Here is a 25183-nt window from a genome sequence, read left to right as displayed (position 1 = left end):
GAGCGCGAGCCTCCTCCAGACGCAGCACGCAGATCACTTCACGATGTGCAGCTCCGACTGCAAGAGATCGAGCTGGGACGAGATGCGATAGATCTGGGCCTTGGCGTTGAAGCCTTTCGTCTTGAGCTCCGACATGCTCAGCTGCTTCACCTCGAGAGGGGCACGTTTGTAGGCCAGCCCATCGATCCTCTCGGTCTTCGTGCCGTGGATTCTCTCGACCCGTGTCCCGATCTCGGTCTTATAAAGACCAGTCACCGTGCTGGAGGCAGGGCCCACGACAGTGCTCTTTCTCCACCCCCTGACGGTCGTGCGGCTCCCGCCCTTGATCTTCGTGACGCTCTGACCCGTGATGTCCGTGAAGCTGCCCACCGCGTGAACGGTGGTCTTTCGCCCTGCGCGGAAATCGCTGGTGTCGAGGCCGACGATCTCGGTCTTCCGCGGGCCCGTGACGCGGGTCTCGTTCTTGCCATTGATCGTCGTTTTATTTTCAACGAAGACCGTCGTCTCTCGGCCGTTGTCGAAGACGCCCTTGTCGCGGCCTCGGATATGCGTGTCGCGCTTCCCGAAGATGGTCAAGTCGCTGTAGCCCCTGACGGTGAGCTCACGGTTGGACATGAGCAAGGTCGTGCTGTCGCCGCCGATGGTCGTCTTCCGGGTCCCCTTGATGCGGGTCTTTCGATTGCCGTAGACGTTCGTGGACTCGTTGCCGAGGATGCGCGTGTCGCGGTAGCCGAGGATCACGTTCTGCGAGTATCCGGCGACGAAGCTCCCGGAGTACCCCCCGACCATGCTCAGGGCGAAGCCCCCCACGATGCTCTCGGAGATCCCCACGGTGATCGCCGTCCGGTTGCCGCCCACGATGTTCTCGGAGGAGCCGCCGATCCACGTGAAGGCGTGGCCGTTCGTCTTCACCTCGTAGGTCGAGCCGGCGTTGGGCGCCCCCATCCGGATGTAGGTGTTCGCGTGGGGCGTCGACAGGGTGATCCGCTCTTGCCCGGCCTGGTCCTCGATCTCGAGGCGGTTCCGCCCGCCCGTCTGGATCACGTTCCGCGTGTTGTTCCCCGAGGTGACCGGGCTCGGCGTCAGCGCGTTTGGCGCGACCCCGACGATGGCCGGCCGGTCGGGGTCGCCCCCCTCGAAGGAGCACATGACCTCGGTGCCGGCGCGCAGCGGGAAGTGGAAGCCCTCGATGCCGCCGCCGTGGGGCTGGAGCATCCGGACCCAGGTCGACGCCTTGCCCCCGGTCAGGTCGCTCTCGTCGAAGTGGAACTTGATCCGGTAGCGGCCATGGGTGTCGATCTGCGCGTACTCGCTGACCGCCGCGCCGTCGACGACCGCGGGCTCGGTGCCGTAGATGCGCGGCCACGCGGTGACCTGCGCCGCGCGGAACTGCACCGTCGCGGCGATGGCCTTGCCCTCGATGCGGTAGTTCTCGCGCCACGACACGAGCTCGCTGAGCTCGGGCATGTCCCGGTTCTGGATGCACCAGTGCTCGGCCTCGATGGCCAGATACCTCGTGTTGAACGCGGCCCGCGGATGCTCGTCGAGCTCGAAGGTAAACCCAGGGAGCAGCGTCGCCGCGTTGCCAATCGCCTGGTAGACGACGCTGGTCGCGGCGAGGCTCTCGGCCTTGACCCGCGCCAGCCGCTCCCCGTCGCCCGCCGAGAAGAAGCGCGCGCCGAACAGGCTGACCTCGCCGAAGCCGTTGGGAGAGACCAGCGCCTGCCCGGTGACCGGCACGGCCGGGTTGGCGTAGTTGTGGTCCTTGAGGCGGACCGCGCTGGGCACGGCTTCATGCCGGCAGGTGAAGGCGTAGAAGGAGTCCTTCGCGGTGTTGGCGCCGCCGGGCTGCGGGTAGTAACGAACGGGCTTGCCGCCATACGGCTGATGGGCCGACCGATCGTCCGCCAGCACCAGCGTCTCGCCGCCCTCGCTGTGCTCGAAGTAATAGTAGATGCCCTCGCGCTCCATCCACCGGGTGATGAAGGCGTAGTCGCTCTCGCGGTACTGGCAGACATGCTCTTCGGCGACATAGGCGCCCTGGAGCTGGAGGGTGCAGTCCGTGACGCCGCCCTTTTGAAGGACGCTCTGGATGATCTCCGGGATGGCCTTCTCGGTGAAGATGCGGCTGTGAAACGCCATGGCCAGCAAGGCGAGGCGCGGGACCAGGGTGGCCCGGAAGACGCACCGACCGGCGGTGTCGTTCAAGAGCTCGATGCTGCCCAGGACGCCGCTTCGAACGAAGGTTGAATCGCCGCTGTTCTCGCTCTCGCTCCGCTGCAGAGAGATGGTCAGCGGCTGGCCCACGGCCGCGGCCATATCGAAGCTATGGCCGACGTCGTTGGTCATCACCAGGTAGAGCTCGAAGCGATAGAGCTTCGAGATCCCCTCGGTGCCATGAAAAGCTACGAGCCTGGTGGACGAGGGCAGGGCGCTCGATTGAACGACGAAGATGTCGGGCATGGGGAGCCTTGGAGGGTGAGGAGCGGCGGCAGGGATAAGGACGCGCCGTGGAGCGTAGAGGGGCTCTGTGGCGATCTCGTGTCGGAATGCCTCCTAGTTGCTGTCGTCCAGGACGGCGCTCGCAGCCGAAGCGGCTATTTCCGCTCGGATAGGCTGGTGGCGCGGCGGAAGGCCGCGCGGTCGCGGGCGCGCTCGATGACCGCGCCGCGCCGCCGGGCCCGGGGCGGCGCGCGGGCGCCTCAGCGGCCCTGGCCCGCCGCGTGGGCGTCGCCGACCAGATCGTCGACGTCGCCGGGCGCGAACCCGACCAGATCGGGCTCCGGCGTGAGCGCCACGCCGAACCGATCGAGCACCCCGCGCCGCACGCGCCGCGCGAGCTCCAAGAGCTCCGCCGCGGTGGCGCCGCCGCGGTTCACCAGCGCGAGCGTGTGGCGCGTCGAGATGCCCGCGGCGCCGTGGCGCGTCCCCTTCGCGAACCCGGCGCGCTCGATGAGCCACGCGGCCGACAGCTTCACCCGGCCCTCGCCCGCCGGATACCGCGGGACCGCCTCGCCGGCCGCGAGCACGCCGGCCGCCTCGATGCGCGCGAGGACGCCCGCCGCCGCGCCCGCCTCGAGCGTCGGGTTCATGAAGAACGACCCCGCGCTCCGGCCGTTCTCGTCCGCCGGATCGAGCACCATCGACTTGCCGCGGCGGAGCGCGATCACGACGCGGCGCACCTCGGCGAGCGGCGGCGGCGCCCCGCCCGGAGCCGCGGCGAGCGCCCGCTGGAGCTCGGGGTAGCGGACCGTCGCGGCGCCGCCGGGGCGCAGCGCGAACGTGACCGCCGTGATGACGTACCGCCCGCGCCACGCGCGCTTGAACCGGCTGTCGCGGTACCCGAAGCCGCAATCCGCTCCGGCGATGGCGACGACCGCCCCGGTCGCGCGGTCGACCGCCCGGACCTCGGCGATCGTCTCCGCGACCTCCTGGCCGTACGCGCCCACGTTCTGGATCGGCGTCGCGCCGACGTCGCCCGGGATGCCCGACAGGCACTCGACCCCGGCCCAGCCCTCGGCGACCGCCCGCGCCACGAGGTCGTCCCACCCCTCGCCCGCGCCCGCGCGCACGAGCACGCGCCGGCCGTGCCCGCCGTCGCCGGCGGCGTCGCCCCCGCCCGCGAGCTCGACCCCGCGGACGCGGACGCGCAAGACCAGCGCGTCGACCCCGCGGTCGGCGACGAGCAGGTTCGAGCCGCCGCCCAGCACGAACAGCGGCACCCCGCGGGCCTCGGCGAAGCGGAACGCCTCGACCACCGCGGCCTCGTCGGCCGCCTCGGCGAAGAAGCGCGCCGGGCCGCCCACGCCGAGCGTCGTGAGCGGGGCCAGCGGGACCGCCTCGCGGACGTCGAGGCTCAGGGCTTCTTCTCCGCGCCCTGCGGCCGCTTCTCCGCGCCCTGCGGCCGCTTCTCCGCGCCCTGCGGCTGCGCCGGGCCCCGCCCCGCCGCCTTCGGCGCGCCGCTCCCGGCCGGCGCCGGCCGCGCCACCCGGATGCCCGCCATGAAGCCGCTGTCGACCGCCTGCACCCGCCCGACGAACGCCTTGTACTCGTCGGCCGACACCGTGCCCGTCGGCAGGCTCAGCGCGAAGTCCTCCTCGATCGCCGCGCCGTAGCTGCCCTTGCGCGACGCCTCGAGGCCCGCGTGCTCGACCCGCACGCCCTCGGGCGCGCGCTGGACCGCGTACCCCTCCGGCAGCTCGATCCGGCGGCGCACGTGGTACTGGAGCGCGGTCTCGATCGAGAGCGCGCTCTTGCGCGCCCCGCGCGAGGCGTACGTGGCGCCGAGCGTGCCCGCGAACGCGCGCGGGAACACGAGGTGCACCGGCTCCAGCCCCGGCAGCGTCCACGCCGCGGCGTCCTTGCCCTCCGGCCGCGCGAAGCCGTGGATCGTCACGGCCGCGCGGAGCGCGACCTCCCACGAGCCCTCCGTCGACGAGACCGCGACGTCCTCGACGTCGGCCCACGGGAGCCAGCCGAGCACGACGCCCCGGAGCATCTCGCGCCGCGCCGTGCCGACCACCGTCTCGAACGCCTCCGAGAGCGCCTGCGCCGACCGGCCGTGCAGCAAGATCGTGAACGATCCCGAAGCGTTGCCCTGCGCGTCGACCGCGAGCCGGAGGTCGACCTCGTCGCCGGTCTCGCCGCTCGTGCCGGCCACCGTGACGAGCTCGCCGCCCGGCAGCATGGCGGTGCGGCCGCGCAGCTCGGGGCTGATGCGCCCGGGCGGGAGCGGCGGGCCCTCGACGTCGGCGTCGATCCACACGTCGCCGCCCGGCAGGCGCGCGATGACGAGCGGGTGTCGGAAGCGCCCCGCGTGCGGCGGGAAGTCGGCCGACGAGCTGAACGGCTCGGTCTCGGCGATCGCGAGGTCGGCGCGCACGCCGAGCTCGCGCAGCGCGCGGTAGACGACCCACGACCGGCTGCCCTGGCCGAGCTCGATCATCGCGCGCGCCGTCGTGCGCTGCGGGCCGCCGGCCATGAGCGCCGCGAAATCGGAGAGCTCGGCGCCGCCGGCGACCTTCAGCGCCTTGCCCGCGGCCGCGACGACGCGCTCGAGCAGCGCGGGCGACGGCGCCCGCTCCGGGCCCGCCGCCTCCCGCGCCCAGCGGGTCATGTACGGGTCGCGGTCCGACAGCGCGCGGAGGTTCTCGTCGATCGCCGCGGCCACGTGGCCCCAGGTCTGCGTCCCCAGGCTGACCCCCACGCCCATCTCCACCTGGGGCACGCCGTCCTCCATGCGCCGCGGCGGCTGGTCCTTGATGCGCCAGACGCTGACCGTGGAGGCGCCCTCGGCGCGCTCCTCCGCGGCGCCGAGCAGCGGGTGCGACCAGACCGCGAGCGGGAGCGACGACGGGCGGTGGACCTCGATCGTCGCCTCGCGGACGCTCGTCCGCTCGGGGAGCAGGTCCCAGGTGTCGATGACGAGCTGGCCGCTGTCGCCCGGCAGCGCGTAGCCCTCGGTGACCTGCTCGATGTAGTCGCCCTGCTCGAGCTGCGAGAGGTCGCTGTGCTCCTGCGCGGCGTTCGACGCGGCGTCGGGCGCGAGGATGCGGCCGTCGCGCTTGTGGATGCGGCGGCGCAAAAGGCGCGGCATGCCGCGGCCCTCGATGAGCGGGCCGAAGGCGACCGCGCCCTGGGCGACGTCCGTGGTGCCGGAGACGCGGCGGAGGTCGTAGGTCACGTAGTGGACGAGCCCGTCGGGCGCGATCGTGAACCGCTCGACGTGGCGGAGCACCGCGACCGCGGCGCCGGGCAGGAACGCCTTGGCCTGGTCCTCCAGCACGAGCTTGCGCCCCTCGGCCTCGAGCGGCGGCGCCGGGTCCGGCGTGAGGCCGAGCGCGCGGGAGATGGGGCCGAGCGCGGCGGGGGCGTCGCGCGCGGTCGCGCGGTCGCGGGCGAGGCGGCCCCGCGCGGCGCGGACGTCGCCGCGGCCGGCGGCGAGGCCGAGCGCCTCCAGCATCACGCGCTCGCCCGGCGGCATGGCGTCGTACACGGCGAGCGCGCCGCGCAGGTCGCCGCGGGCGACGCGCTCGCGGAGCTCGACGTCGCGCAGGGCGTCCGGCGCGCGGCGGAGCCGGCGCAGCCGCTGGATCTCGGCGAGGACCGCGGCGCGGTCGCCGCTCGCGCCGAGGAGCGCGGCGAGGCACGCGTTGCCCGAGCGGTCGAGCCCGCCGCCGCAGGCGGCCTTCACCGCGTCGACCCCGGCGCGGCCGTGGACGCGGTCGTCGACCGCGGCGAGGAGCGCCGAGCCCGGCGCGGCCGCGGCGAGCCTCGCGTACGCGGCCTCGGCGACGTCGGTGACGCCGGCGCGGCGGGCGACCATCGCGAGCTCGGCGAGGACCATCCGGTCGGCGTCGGGGACCGCGGGCGCGCTCGGTCCGGCGGGCCCTGTCGGAGGAGCGACCCTGACCCCGAGCTCGCGGAGCGCGTCCATCGTGCCCTCGCCCTGGCCGCCCCGGCGCTCGGCGAGCTCCGCGCGGTAGAGGCGCGCCTCCCACGACGCGGGCCAGGCGGCGAGCGCGCGATCGACGGCGGCGCGGGTGCGCTCGACGACCTTGGTCTCGGGCAGATCGCCCACGCGGCGGACGGCCCGCGCGTAGAGCAGGTCGAGGCGCGGCGAGCGCGGGGCGGCCGGCGCGGCGCGGGGCGACGACGCGGACGCCGGCGCGGGCGCGCCGCCCTGGTCGAGGCGGCCGTCGCCCTCCGGGTCGAGGAGGCGCTCGGCCGCGCGCGCGTCGCCGAGCGCGAGCAGCGCGGCGGCCGCGACCTCGACGGCGGCGGGGCCGAGCCGCTCGCCGGGGGCGCGCGGCGCCGGGACCACGCTGACCGCGGCGGGCCGCGCCGCGGTCGCGGACGCGGCGGCGCCGGGGCGCGGCGCGCGGGCGCGGAGCGGGAGGCCGTTCTCGCCGAAGGCGCTGAGCTCGATGGCGCCGCCGTCGCGCTTCTGGGCCACGCGCACGACGACGCGCAGCGTCCCCGGCTGGGCCTCCACGGTCGCGAAGCGCGTGACCTGCGCGCCGCCGGCCGCGTAGTCGCGGTGGAGGGCGGGCACGCCGCCCACCTCGAGCGCGGCGGCGGACGACGAGGCGAGCGCGAGGCTCACCCGCTGGGCGACGGGGTTGTGGAGGTCGACGACCACGGCGCGCGTGCCCTGGAGGGCGCTCACCGCGTCGACGTCGATGGCGCAGGCGTCGGCGCGGACCACGATGGGCGAGACGGCCCTCGCGAACGGCGCGATGCCGGGGTACGAGCGCGCGAGCGGCGCGCCCTTCGCGGAGCTCACCGGCGAGGGGCGGGTGAGGCTCTGGAGCGGCGCCGCGTCGAGCGGGCCGATGAGGGCGGCCTCGTTCGCGCAGCCGCGGCGCGCGCTCCACGTCGCGGCCGCGGCCTCGTCGCCGACGTGGAGGGCGATGCGGTGGAGGGCGCTCGCGAGCGCGCCGCGCAGGAAGGGCATCTCCGGCGCGCCGCGGCCGGAGACGTCCGCGAACGCCCAGGCGCGCTGGAGGCGGCGTGCGACCTCGGGGAGCGCCTCGCGCGAGCGGAAGGCGATCGCCGAGGCGTCGGGGGCGGAGCCGCCCGCGGTGCCGGCGCCGAAGACGAGCGCGTCGAGCGACGCGATGGCGGTGGCGAGCGCGCCCTCGTCGCCCGGCGCGTCGACGGCGGCCTCGATGGCGGCGAGGTACGGCGCCGCCGCGGCGGAGCTCGCGATCTCGGCCTCGAGCGCGGCGCCGAACGCGGCGGGCAGGGGCGCCTCGACGGCCGACGGGGCGGCGGCCCCCCGCGGCGCGCACGCGGCGGGCGCGGCGCCGGCGAGCGCGAGGGCGAGCCCGAGGGCGGCGCGGCGCGCGAGGGGGGCGCGCCGTGCGCGGCGCGGGCTCCCGGGGCGCTGGCCGACGTTCGTGGGGCTCTGGGGCGGGGTGGTCACGGTCGGCGTCTCCCGGCGCCGCGCGGGGCGCCTGTCCGCCGTTCCTTACGGGGCTGGGATTGCCGAAGCAAACGCGAACTTCGGGCGGCGCGGCGATCCGGCCGACGCGCGAGGCCGGCTCCATCGCCGCCGGTTCAGCCCGAGCCGCCTCCCGGGAGCCTCGGCGGGGCGCCTCGTGCGGGCGCGCGGGGCGGCGAAGTCGCGCTGGGCGGCGCCGCGCCGGGCGACGCCGTGCCGCGCGCCGGCGCGCCGGGCGACGCCGCGCCGGGCGGCGCCGTGGCGCGCGCCGCGGCGGCGCTCGCCGCCAGGCGTTGCATGCAGAGCTTGAGGCCCGCGCGGAGGTTTCCCACGGTCGCGATGCCCGACAGGTCGAGCCCGAGGGAGACCATGGTCTGCGCCACGTTGGACCGGATGCCCGTGATGACCCCTTCGGCGCCGAGGAGCCGGATGGCGCGGACGAGCTCGATGAGGTAGCTCGCCGTCTTCGTGTCGACGAGCTCGACGCCGGTGAGGTCGAGGATCGCGAAGCGGGCCTGCTTGTCCACGATGGCGGCCAGCAGGTCGTCCATCACGTCGGCGGCCCTCTTGCTGTCGACGACGCCGACCATCGGGAGGGTCAGCACGCTGTCCCAGACCTCGATGATGGGCGTCGACAGGTCGCGGATCACCTGCTGCTGGCGCTCGATCAGCTCGAGCCGCGATTTCAGCTCGTCTTCCCTGAGCTTCGCCTCCGTGGCGTCGACCGTGAAGCTGACGGCGCCGTCGGGCTCCCCGCGGGCGTCGCGGAGCGGGATGATGCACGTCTCCCAGGCCATCCCGAACGCCTCGACGCGGGTGCGGACGAGCTCGCCCCGGACCGCTCTTCGCATCGGCTCCATGTCCATCGGCGCGGGAGGCTCGTCGAACACGTTCATTCCGACGAACTGGCCTGGCGTCAGGCCGAGGGCCTTCAGGTTCTTGCCCTCGTGGAAGGTGCAGAATCCGTCTCGATCCATCCGGGTCACGGCCGTGTCCACGTTGTCGAGGATGGCCCGGAGGATGACGTCGCTCTCCCTCAGCCGCTCGAGGGCTTTCTCCTGCTCCGTGACATCCAGCCCGAAGCAGAGCAGCCGAATCGGCGCGCCGCCGTCGTCGAGCACGGGCGCGAGTCGCCACTCGCACACGACGGCGCGCCCGTCCTTGCGGGTGTGGGCGCAGCGGATCGGTGCGCCCGGCTGCGCGAGCGAGCGCCGGAAGGCCTCTGCGTCCGGTCCGATCACGATCGTGTCCGTGAGGCGGCGGCCCACCGCTTCGTCAGCGGTGATTCCAAAGATACGTTCCGCCTCGCCGTTCCACGCGTCGATCTCGAGATCGCCGAGGTCCCCCGCGCACTCGATCACCGCGAAAGGCGCGCTGCGGACTGCCCTCATGGTGCTCTCGGGGAGCCCTGGGGATGGGGGAGCGATCGGTGTGCTCGTCATCGTTGGTCCTCAAGCTAACGTGGGCCGGCGGTCGGTGTCGAGGGCGACCGACGAGCGGCCGGCGAGGGACGAGAGGGGTGAGCCGAGCGTGTGAGGTGAGATTCGATCGCGGCGTCGCCGGGCCGGTGGGATCCGGTGTGCTGTTCACCGTCGTGCAGAGAGCTCCCTTACGCTCGCGGAGGTGTTGGGCGGGCTCGGCTTGGCAAGAGGACCCCGGCGCGGTGGGGGTGCCTGCGAGGAAGCGGGCTGTCCGGCGCGGGTTCTGCCGGGGGAGGAGAGGCGAGGGCGGGGGAGGCGCCGCGACCTGCGGGCGGCGCCGCAACCTGGGTCGCGTCGCTGCGCCGCGGCGGTTCCTCTGGGGGCGTCTGCGGATCGCGGCTCCCCGTGGTAGTCTGCTGACCGTTCCGCCCTGCGACACAGGCGGTTTCGGCGATGGTCCGGGCTGCTCATGGAGACGGGGATCATGACGGCGCGCATCCGACTTTACGACGCAGGGCTGGGGGCCATCATCCAGCACCCGAGCGGAGTGCTCTATACGGACCAGACCTGTGGTGTTTGCTGCGCGCAGCCGGAGATGGAGGGGGTCTTCGTCCCGTTCGACGCCAAGCGCAAGGTCCTAGCGCGCGTATCCTGTACAGACGCAACGCCACGATGGGCTGCCGTACCGGCTGTTAAAAATCGGAATGCGACTCCGAACGCACAGCATCGAATGGAATCGTCGGCTTCTGTGCTGGCTGGAAAATTTTGCGTCCTGGTCGGATATTACCGGCGTGAGACGGACTACGCTGAGCGGTGAATGGCGCCGCCGCGCGAGCGAACTGCGCTGATCGATCGGAAGACGCAACCAACGGAGTCTGCGCCGCTGATATTGATTCGGGAACGTGCGCCACTGATATTGGTTCGGGAGTCTGCGCCACGGGTGTTGGTTCGTATGACGACACGGGTTCCAACGAAGGCAGCTCCTGTTCGCACGTCACGCCAAGTCGAGCTCGGAGTTCTTCCGGCGCAAGTACTGGGTATGGGACTTCCTGCCCGCGTATCGGCTCCAGCTCGTCTGGCAGTCGTCGGCCAAGGTCTCGCGAAGTCTGGTGATCGAGGTGGTTTCGGGCACGGGTTTTGACCATATTCCAGGCGAAGAGCCGGATCCGACCAGGTTCGGCGACGCCCGCGCGGCGCGCTCCGAGCTGCAGATCAGCCTGCTGCGGTCCCCCGTTCCGAACCTGTCGTGGACCCAGCTCTGGTCGTCCTTGAGCGCGCAGGACGACTCCATCTACGACGGCGGAGATCACGAGCTCGACACCGGCGGGAAGCCGTGTACCTACCGGTACCTCAACGTCGCTCTCGAAAACGCGCTGGACCGAGATGCTTTCAGGGAGCGTGTCATCGCTCCTGTCCGCGCCTGGCTCGATCGCTGATGACCGGGAGACACCCGGCGCTCGCCGCGCCGATGCTGGGCGTCGGTCCCCGCGGGGCGATGGGGGAGCGAGATGGGGGGACCGCGCGCCTCGACCGGCCGGTGCGGGGACGGCGCCTGCTCCTCGGCGATGCGGTGCGGAGCCGCGAGCGCAGCCTCCTGACATCGGCTTGGAGACCCGGAGCGCTCCACCTCGTCACTTGGGTCCGAATCCCGAACCAAGCTCAGAAGTCCTGCAGACGCGCGCCTCGATCACATCGTAAACGCAGTGCACGCGCGCCGGGTAGAAATCGCGTCCCACCAGCCCAGAAAGCCTCTCGCCGGCCTCGTTCCATTCGCGCTTCCCATCCTCCGCGGAAGGATCATCCACGAGCGCGTCGCTCAGCTGTTCTTCGGTCAACATGGCGGGACAATCGGCGGGCATCGTGGCCAGGGCGGCATCCAGCGTCGTCACCTCGTGGACGATGGTATGGCCGTAAAGCAACCCCTCGGCGTCGCATGCGATCGGATAACCAGTTCTTTCGTCCGAAAAGCGCTTGGATTCCGCCCAGAGGTCGTCGCGCCCGGTCTCTTGAACCAAGGCGAGGCGCAGCGTTCTGGACTGCAGACTGTCGTCCTCCACGATGCTCGCGTCGTCAGCGCAGTGGTACTCGAGAGGAGAGCCCTCGACTCGGTACCAGCAAACCGTCCACGGTTGGTCGGCGATCTCCCCGAAGCCAGCATTCCTCTCGTTGAGCGTGACCGAAATGTCGTATTCGTAGTGCGGCGTGGCGGCCTCCTCCACTTCTTGAACCGAAGGGCAGCTGAGGTCCGCCCGGACTGCGTATCGCAATTGCTCCTCCGAAGGACACGGATATTCTGCGCCGCATGCGGAAATTGCGATCGCAAACCCAGCATGTAGCGCGAAAAAGGCCCGTGAGCAGCTCGACACCACGGCCGAAGGGCGAGACATGGACCGCATCGAATCGATTCTAAGCATTGGCATCGTCATCTCCGCAAACCTGAAAAAATGAGAACAAAATGCTTTGAGGATGTCAAGGGCGAGGCGCCATGCCCGGTTCAGAGTACCCACCCAGCCATCGCCATGGGCGAGACCCCTTGCGGCCCTATCGCCATCGTCGGGCGACTCGTAGGACGGCCCGCGGACGAGGCCGACCCGCTCGTCCGCTCTTTGCTCGACCTCACGCGTGACGTGCACGACGTGTGAGGGGATCGCCGCGCCGCGGTGAAAAATCGCGCGATCGTCTCCGGCAGGGGAGGACCGTCGACCGTCGTGACCGGCTCCGCGACGCGATGCGCCGAGCAAGAACGCGCCGCCGAGCCCCTGGTGACGCGCTTCGTGAGCACGGATCGCAAAGAGCTGTATTTGCAGACGCATCCGCGGGTGCGGGACCTGAACGGCGAGGTCATCTACACCCCTTCCGCGCCGGCCAACTCGGTCGAAGACACGTTGCTGCTCGACGCGGACCACGACGGCGCGCTCGACATCGTCGTCGCTCAGCAGGAAGGGCTCGTCTTCCTCCACAACCAGGGCGGCGGCGCCTTCGAGCCCCCGAGGACGATCGCCGGGCCGACCACGTTCTCCCCGAGCGCCGTGGATCATGACGGGGATGGCGTCCTCGACCTCGTCGGGCTCGGGTACGACAGCAAGATCCTCGTCTACCGGGGGGACGGCGACGGCGGCTACGAGCTCACCCACGATCTGCCGGCCGGCGTGTTCATGTCCGGCATCGTCACCGGCGACGTGACCGGGGACGGGCGCCCGGACGCGGTGATCGGGATGGACGGCGTGGGCGCGGGCGTCGCGGTCTTTCCGCACGACGCCGAGCGCGGGTTCGACACGTCCGGGCAGCAGGTCTTCTTCGAGACCACGCCGCCGAGCTCGGGCGTCTCGTTCGTCTCCGTCGCGGTGGGCGACGTGAACAACGACGGACGCCAGGACGTCGCCGCCGTCACGCACGAGCACAGCGACGGGCCGATGCGGGTCTGGATCCTGCTGCAAGACGACCTCGGCAAGCTGACGGCGCCGCAGCCGCTGCTCACCATCGATGACCCCCAGGTTTTCGCCTCCGGAGGTCTGCAGATCGCGGATCTGAACCTCGATGGGCGGAGCGATCTGGTCGTGGTCAGCCCAAACACCGCCGAGATGTGGTCGTTCCTGCAGACCGCGGAGGGCACGTTCGAAGGCCAGCCGGCGCCATTCCCCGGCACCTCCCAGGAAATCGACGGCTTCGGCATCGGCATCACCGATTTCGACTGCAACGGGTGTCCTGACGTCGTGGGCGTCCAGGTCGACGGTCTGGTCGTCTTCCGCGGTCGCGGCTGCGCGACGGCGCCCTGAGCGCTGCCGCGCGCGTACGACCGCGAGGACCGAGGGACGTCTTCGACGCCCGCGAACGGTTCGTCCGCCGCTCCGGGGCACGCCCACGCCAACTTGCTGAAATCATGAATGTTTCCGGCGCATCGAGGCGGCGCCGCGCTCCGGGTATGACGTCAACGGGCATGTGGGGCAGGATGGTATCGGAGCGCCGGAAGGCGTTTGGACGCGCTACCCTCCTACCTTGCTACCCCCTCTCCGCGACGGCGTTCGGCGCGCGCGCGAGGGTCGATCGGCGCTAAGGTCGCGCTCATGACGTCCACCGTGACCCGCAACACGGGCTCCACCATCAAGTACGCCGTCATTACGGTGGTGCTCGCCGGCCTCTCGTTCCTCTGTTTCAGCGCGATGATCGGCCGCTCCGGTTTCCTGTGGGCGCTCTGCCTCGTCGGCGGCATCGGGCTCGCGGTGTTCGCGCTCGGGGCGCTCCTCGCCGCCAAGGACCTGGCCGGCACCGCGACGTGCCCGCGCTGCCAGGCGGCGCTCGCGGAGATCGAGCTCAACCACACCGACGAGCCGGCGTTCTGCGACAAGTGCCAGGCCGCGTACCTCGTCGACAAGCGCGTCCTCACCGTGCTCGCCGACGACTACGTCCACCCGACGCCGGTCTTTTCGGCGCCGGTGACGGGCCAGACGATCAGCTGGCCGGAAGGCTGCTGCGTGTGCGCGAGGCCGGCGACCCGCGGCGTCGAGGCGAAGGCGCACGACGGCCAGACCGGGACCAACGTGGCCGTCGCCGCGGCCGGGCTCGCGCTCGGGGGCATCGCGGTGCGCACCGGCGGCGGCACGACGTACACGCTGCGCATCCCGCACTGCGCCGAGCACGACGACGGCGCGAAGGTCGAGATCCAGAGCGGCAACGATCCGCCGCTGCAGATCCGCTTTCGCTCCTACGCCTACCAGCGCCGCTTCCTCGCGCTGAACCCGAAGCCGGCCAAGGCCGCGTAGCTCCGCTTCAGCCCATCGCGAGGAGCGCCTTTTGGCGCCCGCGCGCCGGCGCGCGCGAGCTCCTCGTGCACGATGCGAGGGGCCAGCCTTCGCTGGCCCCCCGTCTGCGGCTCGCGCGACGTGGCTACTGCGCCAGACGAACGAGCTTCACGCTGTCCACGGTGACGGCCGCGGTCCCTGCGTTGCCGACGTTGATGTCGAGGAGCGCCGCGGAATCCTGCGGGACGTTCGGGAGCTCGAACGCGTAGACGACCCACGCGGGGCCCGCCGCCGCGGTCACGCGACCGTAGCTCGCCCAGTTGTTGTCGCTGTTGCCGTTGCGTCCCAGGTTCACCACGAACGTGCGCACGTCGTCCGCCTTGGCGCGGAACGTCAGCAGGTAGCGCCCCGCCTGCGACAGGTTGACCGTGGTGCGAGCCTGGATGTGCCACATGTCGGAGCCGGGCTGCTGCACGTTGATGCGCATCTGGCGGCCGGTGAAGTCCGCCCATGCCGAGGCGCCGTTCCAGTTGAGGAGCTGCCAGCCGCTGCTGCTCTGGCTCCCCGCGAGCGAGGTGTTTGTCACATTGTCGAAAGAGCAGTTGGTCACGAGGTTGAGAGGATCGCGGCAGGCGTCGACCAGGCTGACCTTCTCGTGGACCACGCCGCCCAGGAGGCCCGAAAAGGCGCGCCAGCCGAGCGACAGGTCATCGCCGACGAGGCCGATGGGATCGATGCCGCCGTACCCGGAGTTGGAGCTGTTGACGCTCTTGTAGAAGTCGCGGATCAGGCCGGTCTCGTAGGCCCACTGCCCCGACGCGGCGTCGCGCTTGTGGATCGAGAGGCCCTCGTCGCCACCGCCGACCGTGCTGGCCAGCGTGTCGCCGTGAAGCGCCAGGTGCACGTGAGGGTAGTCCGTCGCCAGCGATTGGCTCGCCGTGATCGTGCCGTCGCCCGCCACCCGGTAAAACGAGAGGTGCTGCTGCGGCATGACGTCGTTGACGAGGTACGTCGCGCCGGACGTGACAGCCAAGTTCCCGGAGGCCATGGCGAGGCTCCGCCCGAAGGCGCCGCTCGAGAAATAGCCGCTCGCGAGGGCGACGGCGTTCCAGGTGACGTCGCTGGCATTCCTGCGGAAGATGCGGACCGAGCCGAGCTCGGCCCCGGCCTCGCCGCCGTCGGACCACGGCGATCCGACCGCGACGAGGTCGCCGTCGATCGCGACCGCGGCGCCGGTGAAGCGCTCGTCCGGCTCGTTGAGGAAGTGCTCGAGGACCCACGTGTCGTTCGAGGAGTTGTAGCGGTAGATCTCGAGCACGCTGTGTCGCTTGTAGCCGATCACGAGGTAATCGTCGGACAGGGCGAGCGCGATGTCCTTGAAGCTGCTGAGCGCGGGGTAGCTGAGCGGGATGCGGGTGAGCGCGTGGCTGATGTTCTGGCCGTTCTCGCGCACCGCGCCGTTGCAGTTTCGCTGACCGCCGACCAGGGGGCACTCCGCCCATGAGCCGTTGGTCTTCCGGGCGATGAACACGGAGTTCGCGTGCGGCGAGGTGGAAGGGTTCGGGCCTCGCGTCGCGAACGCGAGGAAGCGGCTCGAGATGGCGAGCTGGCTCCCGGCCTGGAGGCTGAACTGGGCGACCCCCGGGAACTGGTAAACGCGCTCGGGCGTGGCGCTCGTCCCGTTCATCAAGTAGACGGCCCCCTGCATCGTGCTGGGGAACGTGGGCTCTGGCTCCCCGCTGATCTTCACGTGCTCCTGGAGCGCGCCCACCAGCGTGTAGGTCCCTGCCCGCGCCAGGGTCGTCCCGGCCTCGGGATAATCGGTGTTGCCGTGCGGCGTGGGCTTACCCACGACCACGCCGGCCGACGCTTGAGCGGCGACCAGACCGACACAACCAGCGAGCACCCCGGCGAGACTTCGGACCTTGATCTTCCTGGAAACGAAACTCATGAATCAACCTTCTTCTTTGAAACGAGGAAAGCGCCGGCTCAGGCTCGCGCACACGGGAAGCGTGCGTCGCGAGCCCAAGCTGCGTCGATCCTCTCCGTCACTACATCCGTGAATCGCCGCGTCGCACCGACGCGGGGAGAAGCCGCTCGCGCCGACCGCGCGCTCCGCGGGCCGCCTCCGTGGGTGAAAGGCGGACGCGCGCGCCGCGGAGCTGGCTTAAAAGGCGCCGACTTCGCCGAGCAGCGCCCCGTCCTCGAGCAGGTACACATGGCCTCGAGGGGTCGACTCGCCCGCCTCCCAGCGCGATTCGACGGAGAGGTCGAAGGCGCCGCCGCACCCCGTGCAGCCGTCTCCCGATCCACCGCCGGCGTACACGTCCGGGAACGGGTTCTCGTCGAAGATGAACGACAGGCGAAGGCGCGCGGCCCCGTCGTCGCCCCGATAGAGCGCCCCGCGCTGCTCGTGGTGGAGGATGCCGTCGGCGCTCGATAGACGCCCGATCACGAGGATCTGCAGATACGCGTCGTCACACTCGCCGCTGCGGTCGACGTACCCCACGGCCGGTGAGCTCTCGATGTCGGCGACGAGCGACCAGCTCACGGCGCTCCTCATCCCGTTGGCCCATGCCACGTCGAAGCTCCCGGCCCGGCCTGTCGCGTCGAGGGCCTCCTGGCCGCTCACACCGAGGGGCGTCGGGTCGGTGAGGCCATGCTCCACGGCCGGACCAGCCGTCACCGGCAGGGAGTTACACGGATCGGAGCCGACCTCCCCCGTCTGTCCCCCGGCGTGCGAGCACCCCATGAGCAGCCCCGCCAAGAGCCAGTAAGCGAGTCGTACGTTCATCGAAATCTCCGCTCCCATTTGCCGCAGCGAACGAGCCAGCGCAAGCGCCGCGTAGCGCAGCCACGCATTATTCTATCGCTCCGATGTGCTACCATCGATGCAGATATGCGATACAAGAGGTCGCAATATGAGGAAATCGCAAGGGATTTCTGCCGTGCGCTCCGCGGCCGGCGCTCGCAGCGGCAGCTGAGCGTCCGGCTCGGGTACGGCACGAACGTCGCCTTCGGCTGGGAGTCCGGGCGGCGCTTTCCCACGCTCCCCACCCTGCTGCGCGTCGCGGCCTACAACGGCGTTGACGTCCATCGCGAGCTCTCGGGCTTCGTACGCCAGGAGTCGGCCTTCGGCGCCGACGTCGCCGTCTCCGACCCGGCCCTCACGGCCACCTTCTTTCAGGTCATCAAGGGAGGGCTGAGCAACGCGGAGATCGGCGCCCGTATCGGGCGCAGCGCGTCCCAGGTGTCGCGCTTCATCGCGGGCGCGTCCCAGCCCCGGCTCCCCGATGCGCTGGCCCTGGTCGACGCGACCACCGAGCGGCTCCTCGACTTCCTCGCCCTCTTCGTGCATCCGGGGCAGTTGCCCTCGGTGGCGCGCGACTTCCGTGTGCTCGAGGAGCGCCGCCGCATCGCGACGGAGCTACCCTGGTCTCACGCCGTCCTGCGCGTCCTCGAGCTCGCGAGCTACGCGGCCCTCCCCCGCCATGACGATGCCTGGGTCGCCGCGCGGCTCGGGCTCCCGGACGACGAGGTGCGTGCGTGCCGCGAAGCCCTGTCGCGGGCGGGCCTGATCCGGTTGCGCGAAGGGCGGTACGCCACCACGGCCGAGACGGTCGACATGACCCGCGGCGCCGCCGAACCGCGACAACGACTGAAATCGCACTGGCTCGACGTCGCCGCGAACCGGCAGCGTCGCGGCGATCCGGGGCTGTATTCCTACAACCTCGTCAGCGTCGCGCGCCGCGACCTCGAGCGGCTGCGGGCCTTGCACGTGCGGTATTTCCACGAGCTTCGTCAGATCGTGTCGGATTCGCGCGAGCCCGATTGCGTCGCGCTGGTGGCGATGCAGCTCTTCGAGCTGGGCGCGTGAGGCACGAACCGGGGCGTGTACTTCCCCCCGGTCATGTCGACGATCGCTGTCGCTGCGCCTCGGCCTCGAGGTGGTGGGGCACCACCCGGCCGCGGCCAGCCCGCCGCTCGACGGTCGTCCTCAGTCGACCTTCAAGCCGCCGAGCGGAACCAGATACCCTTCGATGGCACGATCGTCGCAGCCGTTGCCCGCGCATTGCTGCTCATAGAGCACGCCGGTAGGGGCTTCGACGACGACCAGCCAGGTGGCGCGCCACGTGCCGTCCGGGTCCAGGGGGACGTGTCGCTTCGACGATGAGTCCATGGAAAATGTCTGCCCCGAGGCGCTCTGGTAGGGTGAACGTCAGTAGGGCGTGCCGTCTTTGCGCTGGAACTGCCACTTGCCGTCGGACCCCATGACGGCCTTCAGATCATCGTCCGGGTACGATCCGGAATCGCCGGGCAGGCGATCTCCGATCTCCAGGTATACGACGTCCTCCGTCGACCGGTTCACCAGATGGTGCCCGTCGGGATCTCCCCCCTTGAACCCCATGCACATGCCGGGGTCGAGCGTCGTCTCTCCTGCATCGGTGATGAGCGTGGGATGACCCGAGAGAATGTAGATGAGCTCGTCTTGGACCGAATGCCAGTGACGCAGCGCCGACATTGCGCCGGGCTTCAACGTCGTGCGATTCACGCCAAAGCTCCTGAGCCCGAATACGTCGCCCAGGGCCTGCTTCTGCCGTCCGGCGACGCGCGAAGCAAACGGCTCGGGGTAGTTGGACGGCTTCGCTCGGGGCGGAACCTCCGAAGCGATCACTGGACCTGACTTCGTCACGTGCTTTCTCCTTCCTGGCGTATTCAGTCGCGCGTCGCTCTGAGAGCGTCGCCTGCAATCATTCGTTATGACCGATGCGCTTCATACTGTGAGAGCAGCGTGTCGATCTGCGCTCGCTCTTCATCGGGTACTTGACTCGTCAAGTCGTCCGCGATGCCCTTCAGCAAGTAGAGCTCTGTCTCGTCCCTGATGGCTCCCCGTGACGAGCCACGATTGTCACCTCCCGAGGGTAGTGCGACTTGCGGGTGTGCTGGCGGGGCGGGGCGGGGTCAATGCCAGCCGCTCGTCAGACTGTATACTCGGGCTCGCTTTCATAGTCCAGAGGCTCCTCCTGAACATGACGAAGCCATTGAGCGAGCTGGGGTGCGTAGTGCACGTAGCCGAGATCGCCAGAGCCTTCCACGCCATGGTTTCACCAAATCACCGGTACCAGCCCGACGTGCCAGTAAAAATGCGGCGCACGCGCTGCGCTCAGCGCGGAAGCGCGGGACCAGCGAAGCCTCGAGCGCTTGCTCGTAGATCTCTCGCAGGTTCGGAGATGGCCGCCGACTCATCGAGACAGGGACCGAAACGTGAGGCTGATCCGCGGGCCCGCGGCCTCGACGGCGAGGATCGCATGTTGCCACCCCTCCTGGACGCTGGCGCGCATGATCAGGAGCGAGCCGGGCGCCAGGGCCATGTCGTGCCGCTCTCCCCGGCGAGAGCGCCGGCGGAAGGTGAGCACGCGAGGCGCGCCCAGCGACACGATCGAGGTCGTCGTCCCGGCGACGACGCCGGCGCTGGAATCCGAGTGAAAGCCCATCTTCGCCGCCCCGTCGGCGTAGAAGTTGGCGAGGCAGTTGTTGATCCCGTGCCCCGCCACGCCGGCGATGCGGGCCGCGAGCTCCTGCACGAAGGGCGGCATCTCGCAGTCCGGGTAGGAGATGCCCGAGTAGTTGTACGCCACCCCGCACGAGGCGGTTCGGCGTGAATGCATCCGGTCGTCCCACGCGAGGCTCCGCTCCGCCATGTCGAACAGGGCTGTCGGATCGGCGACGAACCCCGCCAGGTACTGAGCTTCTAGGTCTTCCGGCATGAGTCGCTGCGATGGAGCCAGCCGTCGACGCCGTGGAGGTTGCGCGCCATACGGATCTCCGCTTTATCTTAACCTTGAAACGGCAGATGGAGGACGGCTCGCGCGGCTGGCACACCGCGATGAAGATCGCCTCCGCGCGCGCCGGCCGCTCGGCTCAGGCGAGGGACGCGCGCTCCGTCCACGCTCTACGCTCCACGCTTCTCGCGAGATCCCCGCCGTCCGGGGACCTCCGGAAATTGGGCGGCGCCGCGAGAATTCTGCTAGGGGGGGCTCATGATCATCGCGCTCACCGGACAGAAGGGTGGGATCGGCAAGAGCACCACGGCCGTGAGCCTCGCCGTGGCCGCGCTGGCGAAGGGCCGGCGCGTGCTCCTCGTCGACGCCGATCCCCAGGGGACCGTCCGTACGTGGGGCGACGTGGCCGCCGAGGCGGGGCACGAGACCCCGACCGTCATGGCCATGGGCGCCTCGATGCACAAGCCGGGGCAGCTGCCGGACGTCGCCGCCGCGTACGACCTCACGGTCATCGATTGCCCCCCGCGTCACGGCGAGATCGCGCGGTCGGCGCTGATGGTCGCCGACGTCGCCATCTACCCTTGCGGCCCCACGGCCGCGGACGCCTGGGCCCTCACCGCCGCGATCGAGGTGTTCCGCGAGGCCGCGGCGCTGCGGAGCGCGCTCAAGGGCTGCATCCTCATCACGCGCAAGCAGGGCCGCACGGCCCTCGGCAAAACGGCGCGCGCGGTGCTCGAGACGTCGGGCCTGCCGGTGCTCGCCACGGAGCTCGGCTATCGCATCGCCTACCAGGAGTCCCTCGCCTGCGGGCAAGGGGTGACGGGCTACGCGCCGCGGGACGCCGCGGCCAAAGAGATCACCCACCTTCTCGAAGAACTGGAGAAGCTTCATCATGGCGAAAAAGCAAGTCGCGGTCTCGCTAAGAAAGCCGCCGTCGCCTGAAAAGGTCGACGCGTTCGTCGCGGGCGGCGAGGGCGGCGCGCCGGCCCCCGACGCGGTGAAGTCGAGGCCCGCCGCCGACAGGCGAGCGCACGACGACAAGACGGCGGAGGCGAAGCAGGAGCGCGCGCCGGAAGCGCGGGCGCCCGAAGCGCCGCCGAGCGCCGAGCCGGCGCCGTCCGTCGCCCCGCCGCCGCCGCAGGCCGGCGCGGCCGCCGAGCCGCAGCCGCTCGCCACCACCTCGGAGCCGCCGGCCGTCCCGCCGGTGCTCGTCGGCAACGACGGCCGCGCGCGGCGCGCGGTCACGGTCTACCTGCCCGACCCGCTCGCGGACCGGCTGCTCCTCCACTGCATCGAGCACGACCGCGACGTGAGCAACCTGGTCGGCGAGGCGGTCGAGGTGCACCTCGACAAGCGCCTCGGGCCGGCGCCGGTCTCCGCCGCCCCCGTCGGCGGCGGCGCGGCCGCCGCGCACGAGGCCGCGCCGCCGGGCCCGAGCTACCGCGCCGAGCCGTTCCGCGCGGCGGACACCCGCCCGACAGGGCGCGTCGGCCGGATGGTCCAGGTCGGGCGCGTGCTGATGACCCTGTGGCGGCAGCGGCCCAGGGCGAGCTGACGCGCGCGCACGGACCCGCCGCGCGACTCCCCCGCTCGAACTCGAACGAACCCCTGCGCCGACCCTGAACGAACCCCGGCGCGCCGCCGCTCCGGGGTGGCCGGACGGCCCTTGGCAGGCGCGCGGGGGGAAAACAAGGATCTTCCTGTCTACCCGCTATCTCGAATCGGCAGTGCGCCTCTCCGGTCCAAACAGGCCATCCGCGGTTCTGCCGAGTCCCAGCGCACAGCCCGCGTCCGCCCTCCAGGCGGCATGACGCGCGTCGCGCCGCGGGCGCGGTCGCACAGGCCGCTCCGCCGGGGCGGCCGCGGACAAGCGCTCTGCCGCGGGCGCGCCGGTCGCTCGCCGCCAGATGCGGTGAGCGCTATCACCGCGCTGTCGTGAGCGCGCCGCGCCCGCCGGCCGACGCCGCTACTTCCCGGGGGGGACGTTGACATTCATGGGGTGACCGGGCAGGCTCTGAGTCGCCGCGACGCCGCGCGAGAAGCGCACTGCTCCCGCCGCCGAGCGCGCCGTGGCTCCAGCGTCACGGGGCCGTTCGCCGCGGCGGCGATTGACCACCAGGACGAGCGATGACCCAGCATGTTCGGGACGAGGGGACGACCGCGCGTGGGCTCAACCAGAAGGAGGCGCAGGTCACGTCGGACGCCGGGCGCTCCGTCCACGCGATGTTCATGGAGGCGCCCACCGCCATCGCGGTGTTCCGCGGCCCCGACTGGGTGATCGATTTCACGAACCGGCTCGCGCAGCGGCTCTTCCGCGACCGCACCACCGTGGGCAGGCACCTCTTCCAGTGCGCCCCGGAGCTCGCCGGCTCCCAGGTGGCCGAGCTGCTCGAGCGGGCCTACGGCTCGGGCCAGCCTGCCGCGGCGTGCGAGCTCCTCATCCTGCTCGACCGCGGCGCCGGCGACGGGGCGCTCGCCGAGGGCTATTTCAACGTGACGCTGCAGCCCATCCCGGCCGGCGCCGGCGGGGCGCACAGCGTGGTGCTCTTCGCGGTCGAGGTCACCGACCAGGTGCTCGCGCGGCGCCGCATCGAGCAGCTCGCCGAGCAGCTCGAGCACGAGCGCCACAAGCTGGAGCAGGTCATCCAGCAGATGCCCCACGCGGTGTACATCGCGGAGGCCCCCTCGGGGCACCTCGTGATGGGCAACGCCCAGGGCGCCGCGCAGCTGGGCCGCCCCTTCGTCGCGTCGGAGGACGTCGAGGCGTACAGCGCGGCCTACCGCGGCTTCCACGGGGACGGCCGCCCCTACGCGCCGCACGAGTGGCCGCTCGCGCGCGCGGTCCTGAGCGGCGAGCTCGTCCGGGCCGAGCCGGTGGAGATGCTGCGCGCCGACGGCACCCGCGCCATCATCGAGTACAGCGCCGCGCCCATCCGCGACGGCTCGGGGCAGATCGTGGCCGGCGTCGCGGTGGGCGTCGACGCGACGGAGCGGATCCGCGCCCTGCGCGAGGAGCAGCGCCGCAGCGAGCAGCTCAAGGGGCTCGCCGAGGCGTCGCTCGCCGTCAACTCGGCGACGTCGCTCGACCGGATGCTCGCGGAGATCACCGAGCGGGCGCGCGCGCTCATCGGGGCGCACCAGTCGGTCATCAGCATGACCGACGACCAGAACTGGGCGCACGCCATCAACGCCGTCAGCCTCTCGGACAAGTACGCCGCGTACCGCGGCTACGACGCGAGGAGCGACGGGAGCGGGATCTACACGCTGGTCTGCGAGACCAACAAGCCGCGCCGCATGACGCAGGCCGAGCTCGAGGCGCACCCGGCGTGGCGGGGCTTCAGCGGCGAGGCGGCGCGCCACCCGCCGATGCGCGGCTGGCTCGCGGCGCCGCTCATCGGCCGCGACGGCAGGAACCTCGGGCTCGTCCAGCTCTCGGACAAGGAGGAGGGGGAGTTCACCGGCGACGACGAGTCGATCCTGGTGCAGCTCGCGCAGCTCGCCAGCGTGGCCATCGAGAACGCGCGGCTGCGCGAGGAGGCGCTCGCGGCCGAGAAGCGCTTTCGCTCCATGGTCGAGGCGACCGCGGTCGTCGTCTGGCGGACCGATCCGCGCGGCCACGTCGTGGAGGACTCCCCGTCCTGGCGCGGCTTCACCGGGCAGCGCTACGAGGAGTGGGTCGACTACGGCTGGCTCGACGCCGTCCACCCCGACGACCGCGCGCGGGCGAACGCCGCGTGGCGAGGGGCCGTCGCGTCGAAGACCCGGTACGAGGTGGAGTACCGGCTGCGCCGGCGCGACGGCTCGTGGGCCGACACCGTCGCGCGCGGCGTCCCGCTGATCGCGGACGACGGCTCGATTTACGAGTGGGTCGGCTGCAACGTCGACGTGAGCGACATCCGGCGCGCCGAGGAGGCGTTCCGGGTCCAGCACCGGCTCGTGCGCACCATCGCCGAGAACGCGACGCTCGGCCTGTTCATGATGGATGCGCACCAGCGCTGCACCTTCATGAACCCGGCGGCCGAGAAGATCACCGGCTTCACGTTCGACGAGATCCGGGCGCTCGATCGCCCCCTGCACGAGATCGTGCACCACACGCGGCCGGACGGCAGCCGCTATCCCATGGAGGAGTGCCCGATCGACCGGGCGCTGCCGCGCAAGAGCCAGGAGCAGGGAGAGGACGTCTTCGTCCGCAAGGACGGCTCCTTCTACCACGTGGCCTTCACCGCGAGCCCGATCCTCGACGGCGGCGTCCCCGTGGGCACGGTCATCGAGATCCGCGACATCACCGAGCAGAAGCGCGCCGAGGCGGAGCGCGAGCGCCTCATCGCCGCGCTGGAGCGGAGCAACAAGGAGCTCGACCAGTTCGCGTATGTGGCCAGCCACGACCTGAAGGCGCCCCTCCGCGGCATCGCGAACCTGGCGCAGTGGATCGAGGAGGACCTCTCGGGGACGCTCCAGGGCGAGTCGCGCGAGCACATGAGCCTGCTGCGCGGCCGCGTCCGCCGGATGGAGGCGCTCATCGACGGGATCCTCGACTACAGCCGCGCCGGCCGGGTGCGGCACGCGGTGGAGCCGGTCGACGTGGGCCAGATCCTCGCGGACGTCGTCGAGCTGATCGCGCCGCCGTCCGAGGCGAGCGTCGAGGTCGCGCCGGGGCTGCCGGTGCTGCGGACCGAGCGGATCCCGCTGCAGCAGGTGTTCATGAACCTCGTCAGCAACGCGCTCAAGCACGCGCGGCGCGCCGACGCGCGCGTGCGGATCGGGCACCGCGACGCCGGCCTGCTCCACGAGTTCTTCGTCGAGGACAACGGGCCAGGCATCGCCCCGGAGTTTCACGAGCGCGTCTGGGGCCTCTTCCAGACGCTCGAGGCGCGCGACAAGGTGGAGGGCACGGGAATCGGGCTGTCCGTGGTGAAGAAGATCGTCGAGAGCCGCGGCGGACGCATCTGGATCAAGTCCTCCCCAGGCCAGGGCGCGATCTTCCGCTTCACCTGGCAGAAGCGCGATCCGAGCGACTCCTGAAACGCGGCGCTCGCGCGGCAGAGCGCGAAAGCAGCAGGCTCAGCAGGTGTTCGGAACGCGTCATTGGAGTTGAACCCGACGGACCGGTGGTCCAAGCTCGAACGATGAGACGCCTCGACAGCGCCTGCGCGGGTAGGGCCAGGTCGGAGTGCGTCCGGGCTCACCGGCGGCCGCGAGACCTCCGCGGCGGTCGCCGTGCTGCACTGGGAATTGCCGCGGCGGCGATCGCGCGGAGGTTGACGTTCACGTCCTCCTCGCCAAGGAGATCCAGGA

General features: G+C 71.3%; 18 protein-coding genes. 8 read left to right on the top strand and 10 right to left on the bottom strand.

Annotated elements, in window-relative coordinates:
* Positions 1-33: 33 nt before the first annotated feature.
* The 4 genes from WME98_RS16065 to WME98_RS16050 all read right to left on the bottom strand — a co-directional run bounded on the left by WME98_RS16065 (position 34) and on the right by WME98_RS16050 (position 9336).
* Positions 34-2463 carry a type VI secretion system Vgr family protein gene (locus WME98_RS16065; protein ID WP_437952079.1) on the bottom strand — a complete coding sequence of 810 codons (2430 nt, stop codon included), beginning with the start codon at positions 2461-2463 and terminating at the stop codon, positions 34-36.
* 239 nt (positions 2464-2702) lie between these two features.
* Positions 2703-3806, bottom strand: coding sequence for a UDP-N-acetylmuramate dehydrogenase (locus WME98_RS16060; protein WP_437952078.1), 1104 nt, complete (start codon positions 3804-3806; stop codon positions 2703-2705).
* A gap of 50 nt (positions 3807-3856) precedes the next feature.
* Positions 3857-7927, bottom strand: a complete 4071-nt coding sequence (locus WME98_RS16055; RefSeq protein WP_437952077.1) for a hypothetical protein — start codon at positions 7925-7927, stop codon at positions 3857-3859.
* Positions 7928-8061: 134 nt separating this feature from the next.
* A complete protein-coding gene (locus WME98_RS16050; protein WP_437952076.1) occupies positions 8062-9336 on the bottom strand; it encodes a PAS domain-containing protein in 1275 nt (424 codons plus the stop codon).
* A 499-nt stretch (positions 9337-9835) separates the two neighbouring features.
* Here WME98_RS16050 and WME98_RS16045 point away from each other — a divergent pair, with 499 nt between their 5' ends.
* Complete coding sequence (locus WME98_RS16045; protein WP_437952075.1) at positions 9836-10183, top strand: DUF6210 family protein; 348 nt, start codon at positions 9836-9838, stop codon at positions 10181-10183.
* Between the two features lie 292 nt (positions 10184-10475).
* Positions 10476-10802, top strand: coding sequence for a hypothetical protein (locus WME98_RS16040; RefSeq protein ID WP_437952074.1), 327 nt, complete (start codon positions 10476-10478; stop codon positions 10800-10802).
* A gap of 195 nt (positions 10803-10997) precedes the next feature.
* Here the strand turns inward: WME98_RS16040 and WME98_RS16035 are convergent, their stop codons facing one another.
* Positions 10998-12179 carry a hypothetical protein gene (locus WME98_RS16035; RefSeq protein WP_437952073.1) on the bottom strand — a complete coding sequence of 394 codons (1182 nt, stop codon included), beginning with the start codon at positions 12177-12179 and terminating at the stop codon, positions 10998-11000.
* Between WME98_RS16035 and WME98_RS16030 the strand changes: the two genes are divergently transcribed.
* Both WME98_RS16030 and WME98_RS16025 read left to right on the top strand, forming a co-directional pair.
* A complete protein-coding gene (locus WME98_RS16030; protein ID WP_437952072.1) occupies positions 12168-13142 on the top strand; it encodes an FG-GAP repeat domain-containing protein in 975 nt (324 codons plus the stop codon). The genes WME98_RS16035 and WME98_RS16030 overlap by 12 nt on opposite strands.
* A 288-nt stretch (positions 13143-13430) precedes the next feature.
* On the top strand, positions 13431-14126 hold the full coding sequence (locus WME98_RS16025) for a hypothetical protein (protein WP_437952071.1): 696 nt from the start codon (positions 13431-13433) through the stop codon (positions 14124-14126).
* A gap of 124 nt (positions 14127-14250) precedes the next feature.
* Here WME98_RS16025 and WME98_RS16020 read toward each other — a convergent pair whose 3' ends face one another.
* Positions 14251-16056 carry a carbohydrate binding domain-containing protein gene (locus tag WME98_RS16020; protein ID WP_437952070.1) on the bottom strand — a complete coding sequence of 602 codons (1806 nt, stop codon included), beginning with the start codon at positions 16054-16056 and terminating at the stop codon, positions 14251-14253.
* A 216-nt stretch (positions 16057-16272) separates the two neighbouring features.
* The gene (locus WME98_RS16015; RefSeq protein ID WP_437952069.1) at positions 16273-16899 is read right to left on the bottom strand and encodes a hypothetical protein; all 627 of its coding nucleotides are present in this window, start codon (positions 16897-16899) and stop codon (positions 16273-16275) included.
* An 18-nt stretch (positions 16900-16917) separates the two neighbouring features.
* On the opposite strand from WME98_RS16015, the gene WME98_RS16010 reads away from it, so the two are divergent.
* The gene (locus tag WME98_RS16010; RefSeq protein ID WP_437952068.1) at positions 16918-17982 is read left to right on the top strand and encodes a DUF4423 domain-containing protein; all 1065 of its coding nucleotides are present in this window, start codon (positions 16918-16920) and stop codon (positions 17980-17982) included.
* A 120-nt stretch (positions 17983-18102) separates the two neighbouring features.
* Here WME98_RS16010 and WME98_RS16005 read toward each other — a convergent pair whose 3' ends face one another.
* The 3 genes from WME98_RS16005 to WME98_RS15995 all read right to left on the bottom strand — a co-directional run bounded on the left by WME98_RS16005 (position 18103) and on the right by WME98_RS15995 (position 19873).
* On the bottom strand, positions 18103-18285 hold the full coding sequence (locus WME98_RS16005) for a DUF6210 family protein (protein ID WP_437952067.1): 183 nt from the start codon (positions 18283-18285) through the stop codon (positions 18103-18105).
* A gap of 39 nt (positions 18286-18324) precedes the next feature.
* Positions 18325-18798, bottom strand: coding sequence for a cupin domain-containing protein (locus tag WME98_RS16000; protein WP_437952066.1), 474 nt, complete (start codon positions 18796-18798; stop codon positions 18325-18327).
* A 550-nt stretch (positions 18799-19348) separates the two neighbouring features.
* Entirely contained in the window at positions 19349-19873 is a 525-nt protein-coding gene (locus WME98_RS15995) for an alpha-ketoglutarate-dependent dioxygenase AlkB (protein ID WP_437952065.1), read from the bottom strand.
* Between the two features lie 273 nt (positions 19874-20146).
* Between WME98_RS15995 and parA the strand changes: the two genes are divergently transcribed.
* The 3 genes from parA (at position 20147) to WME98_RS15980 (ending at position 24910) form a co-directional block, all read left to right on the top strand.
* The gene (gene parA, locus WME98_RS15990; protein WP_061624607.1) at positions 20147-20830 is read left to right on the top strand and encodes a ParA family partition ATPase; all 684 of its coding nucleotides are present in this window, start codon (positions 20147-20149) and stop codon (positions 20828-20830) included.
* Between the two features lie 55 nt (positions 20831-20885).
* Positions 20886-21443 carry a hypothetical protein gene (locus WME98_RS15985; RefSeq protein WP_437952064.1) on the top strand — a complete coding sequence of 186 codons (558 nt, stop codon included), beginning with the start codon at positions 20886-20888 and terminating at the stop codon, positions 21441-21443.
* A 572-nt stretch (positions 21444-22015) separates the two neighbouring features.
* Positions 22016-24910, top strand: a complete 2895-nt coding sequence (locus tag WME98_RS15980; protein WP_437952063.1) for a PAS domain S-box protein — start codon at positions 22016-22018, stop codon at positions 24908-24910.
* Positions 24911-25183: the final 273 nt, after the last annotated feature.

Source organism: Sorangium sp. So ce296, from assembly GCF_051529605.1.
Taxonomy (GTDB): domain Bacteria; phylum Myxococcota_A; class Polyangia; order Polyangiales; family Polyangiaceae; genus Sorangium; species Sorangium cellulosum_D.
The sequence above is the reverse complement of the archived record's forward strand: the minus strand, read 5'-3'. Positions and strand labels throughout refer to the sequence as shown.

Excerpts from the sequence above, each read along its gene's own strand:
- WME98_RS16005 (WP_437952067.1), bottom strand. The coding sequence starts at position 18,285 with ATGGACTCATCGTCGAAGCGACACGTCCCCCTGGACCCGGACGGCACG.
- WME98_RS15995 (WP_437952065.1), bottom strand. The coding sequence starts at position 19,873 with ATGCCGGAAGACCTAGAAGCTCAGTACCTGGCGGGGTTCGTCGCCGAT.
- WME98_RS16065 (WP_437952079.1), bottom strand. The coding sequence starts at position 2,463 with ATGCCCGACATCTTCGTCGTTCAATCGAGCGCCCTGCCCTCGTCCACC.
- WME98_RS16045 (WP_437952075.1), top strand. The coding sequence starts at position 9,836 with ATGGAGACGGGGATCATGACGGCGCGCATCCGACTTTACGACGCAGGG.
- WME98_RS15980 (WP_437952063.1), top strand. The coding sequence starts at position 22,016 with ATGACCCAGCATGTTCGGGACGAGGGGACGACCGCGCGTGGGCTCAAC.
- WME98_RS16050 (WP_437952076.1), bottom strand. The coding sequence starts at position 9,336 with ATGAGGGCAGTCCGCAGCGCGCCTTTCGCGGTGATCGAGTGCGCGGGG.
- parA (WP_061624607.1), top strand. The coding sequence starts at position 20,147 with ATGATCATCGCGCTCACCGGACAGAAGGGTGGGATCGGCAAGAGCACC.
- WME98_RS16035 (WP_437952073.1), bottom strand. The coding sequence starts at position 12,179 with ATGCGTCTGCAAATACAGCTCTTTGCGATCCGTGCTCACGAAGCGCGT.
- WME98_RS16020 (WP_437952070.1), bottom strand. The coding sequence starts at position 16,056 with ATGAGTTTCGTTTCCAGGAAGATCAAGGTCCGAAGTCTCGCCGGGGTG.
- WME98_RS16015 (WP_437952069.1), bottom strand. The coding sequence starts at position 16,899 with ATGAACGTACGACTCGCTTACTGGCTCTTGGCGGGGCTGCTCATGGGG.
- WME98_RS16025 (WP_437952071.1), top strand. The coding sequence starts at position 13,431 with ATGACGTCCACCGTGACCCGCAACACGGGCTCCACCATCAAGTACGCC.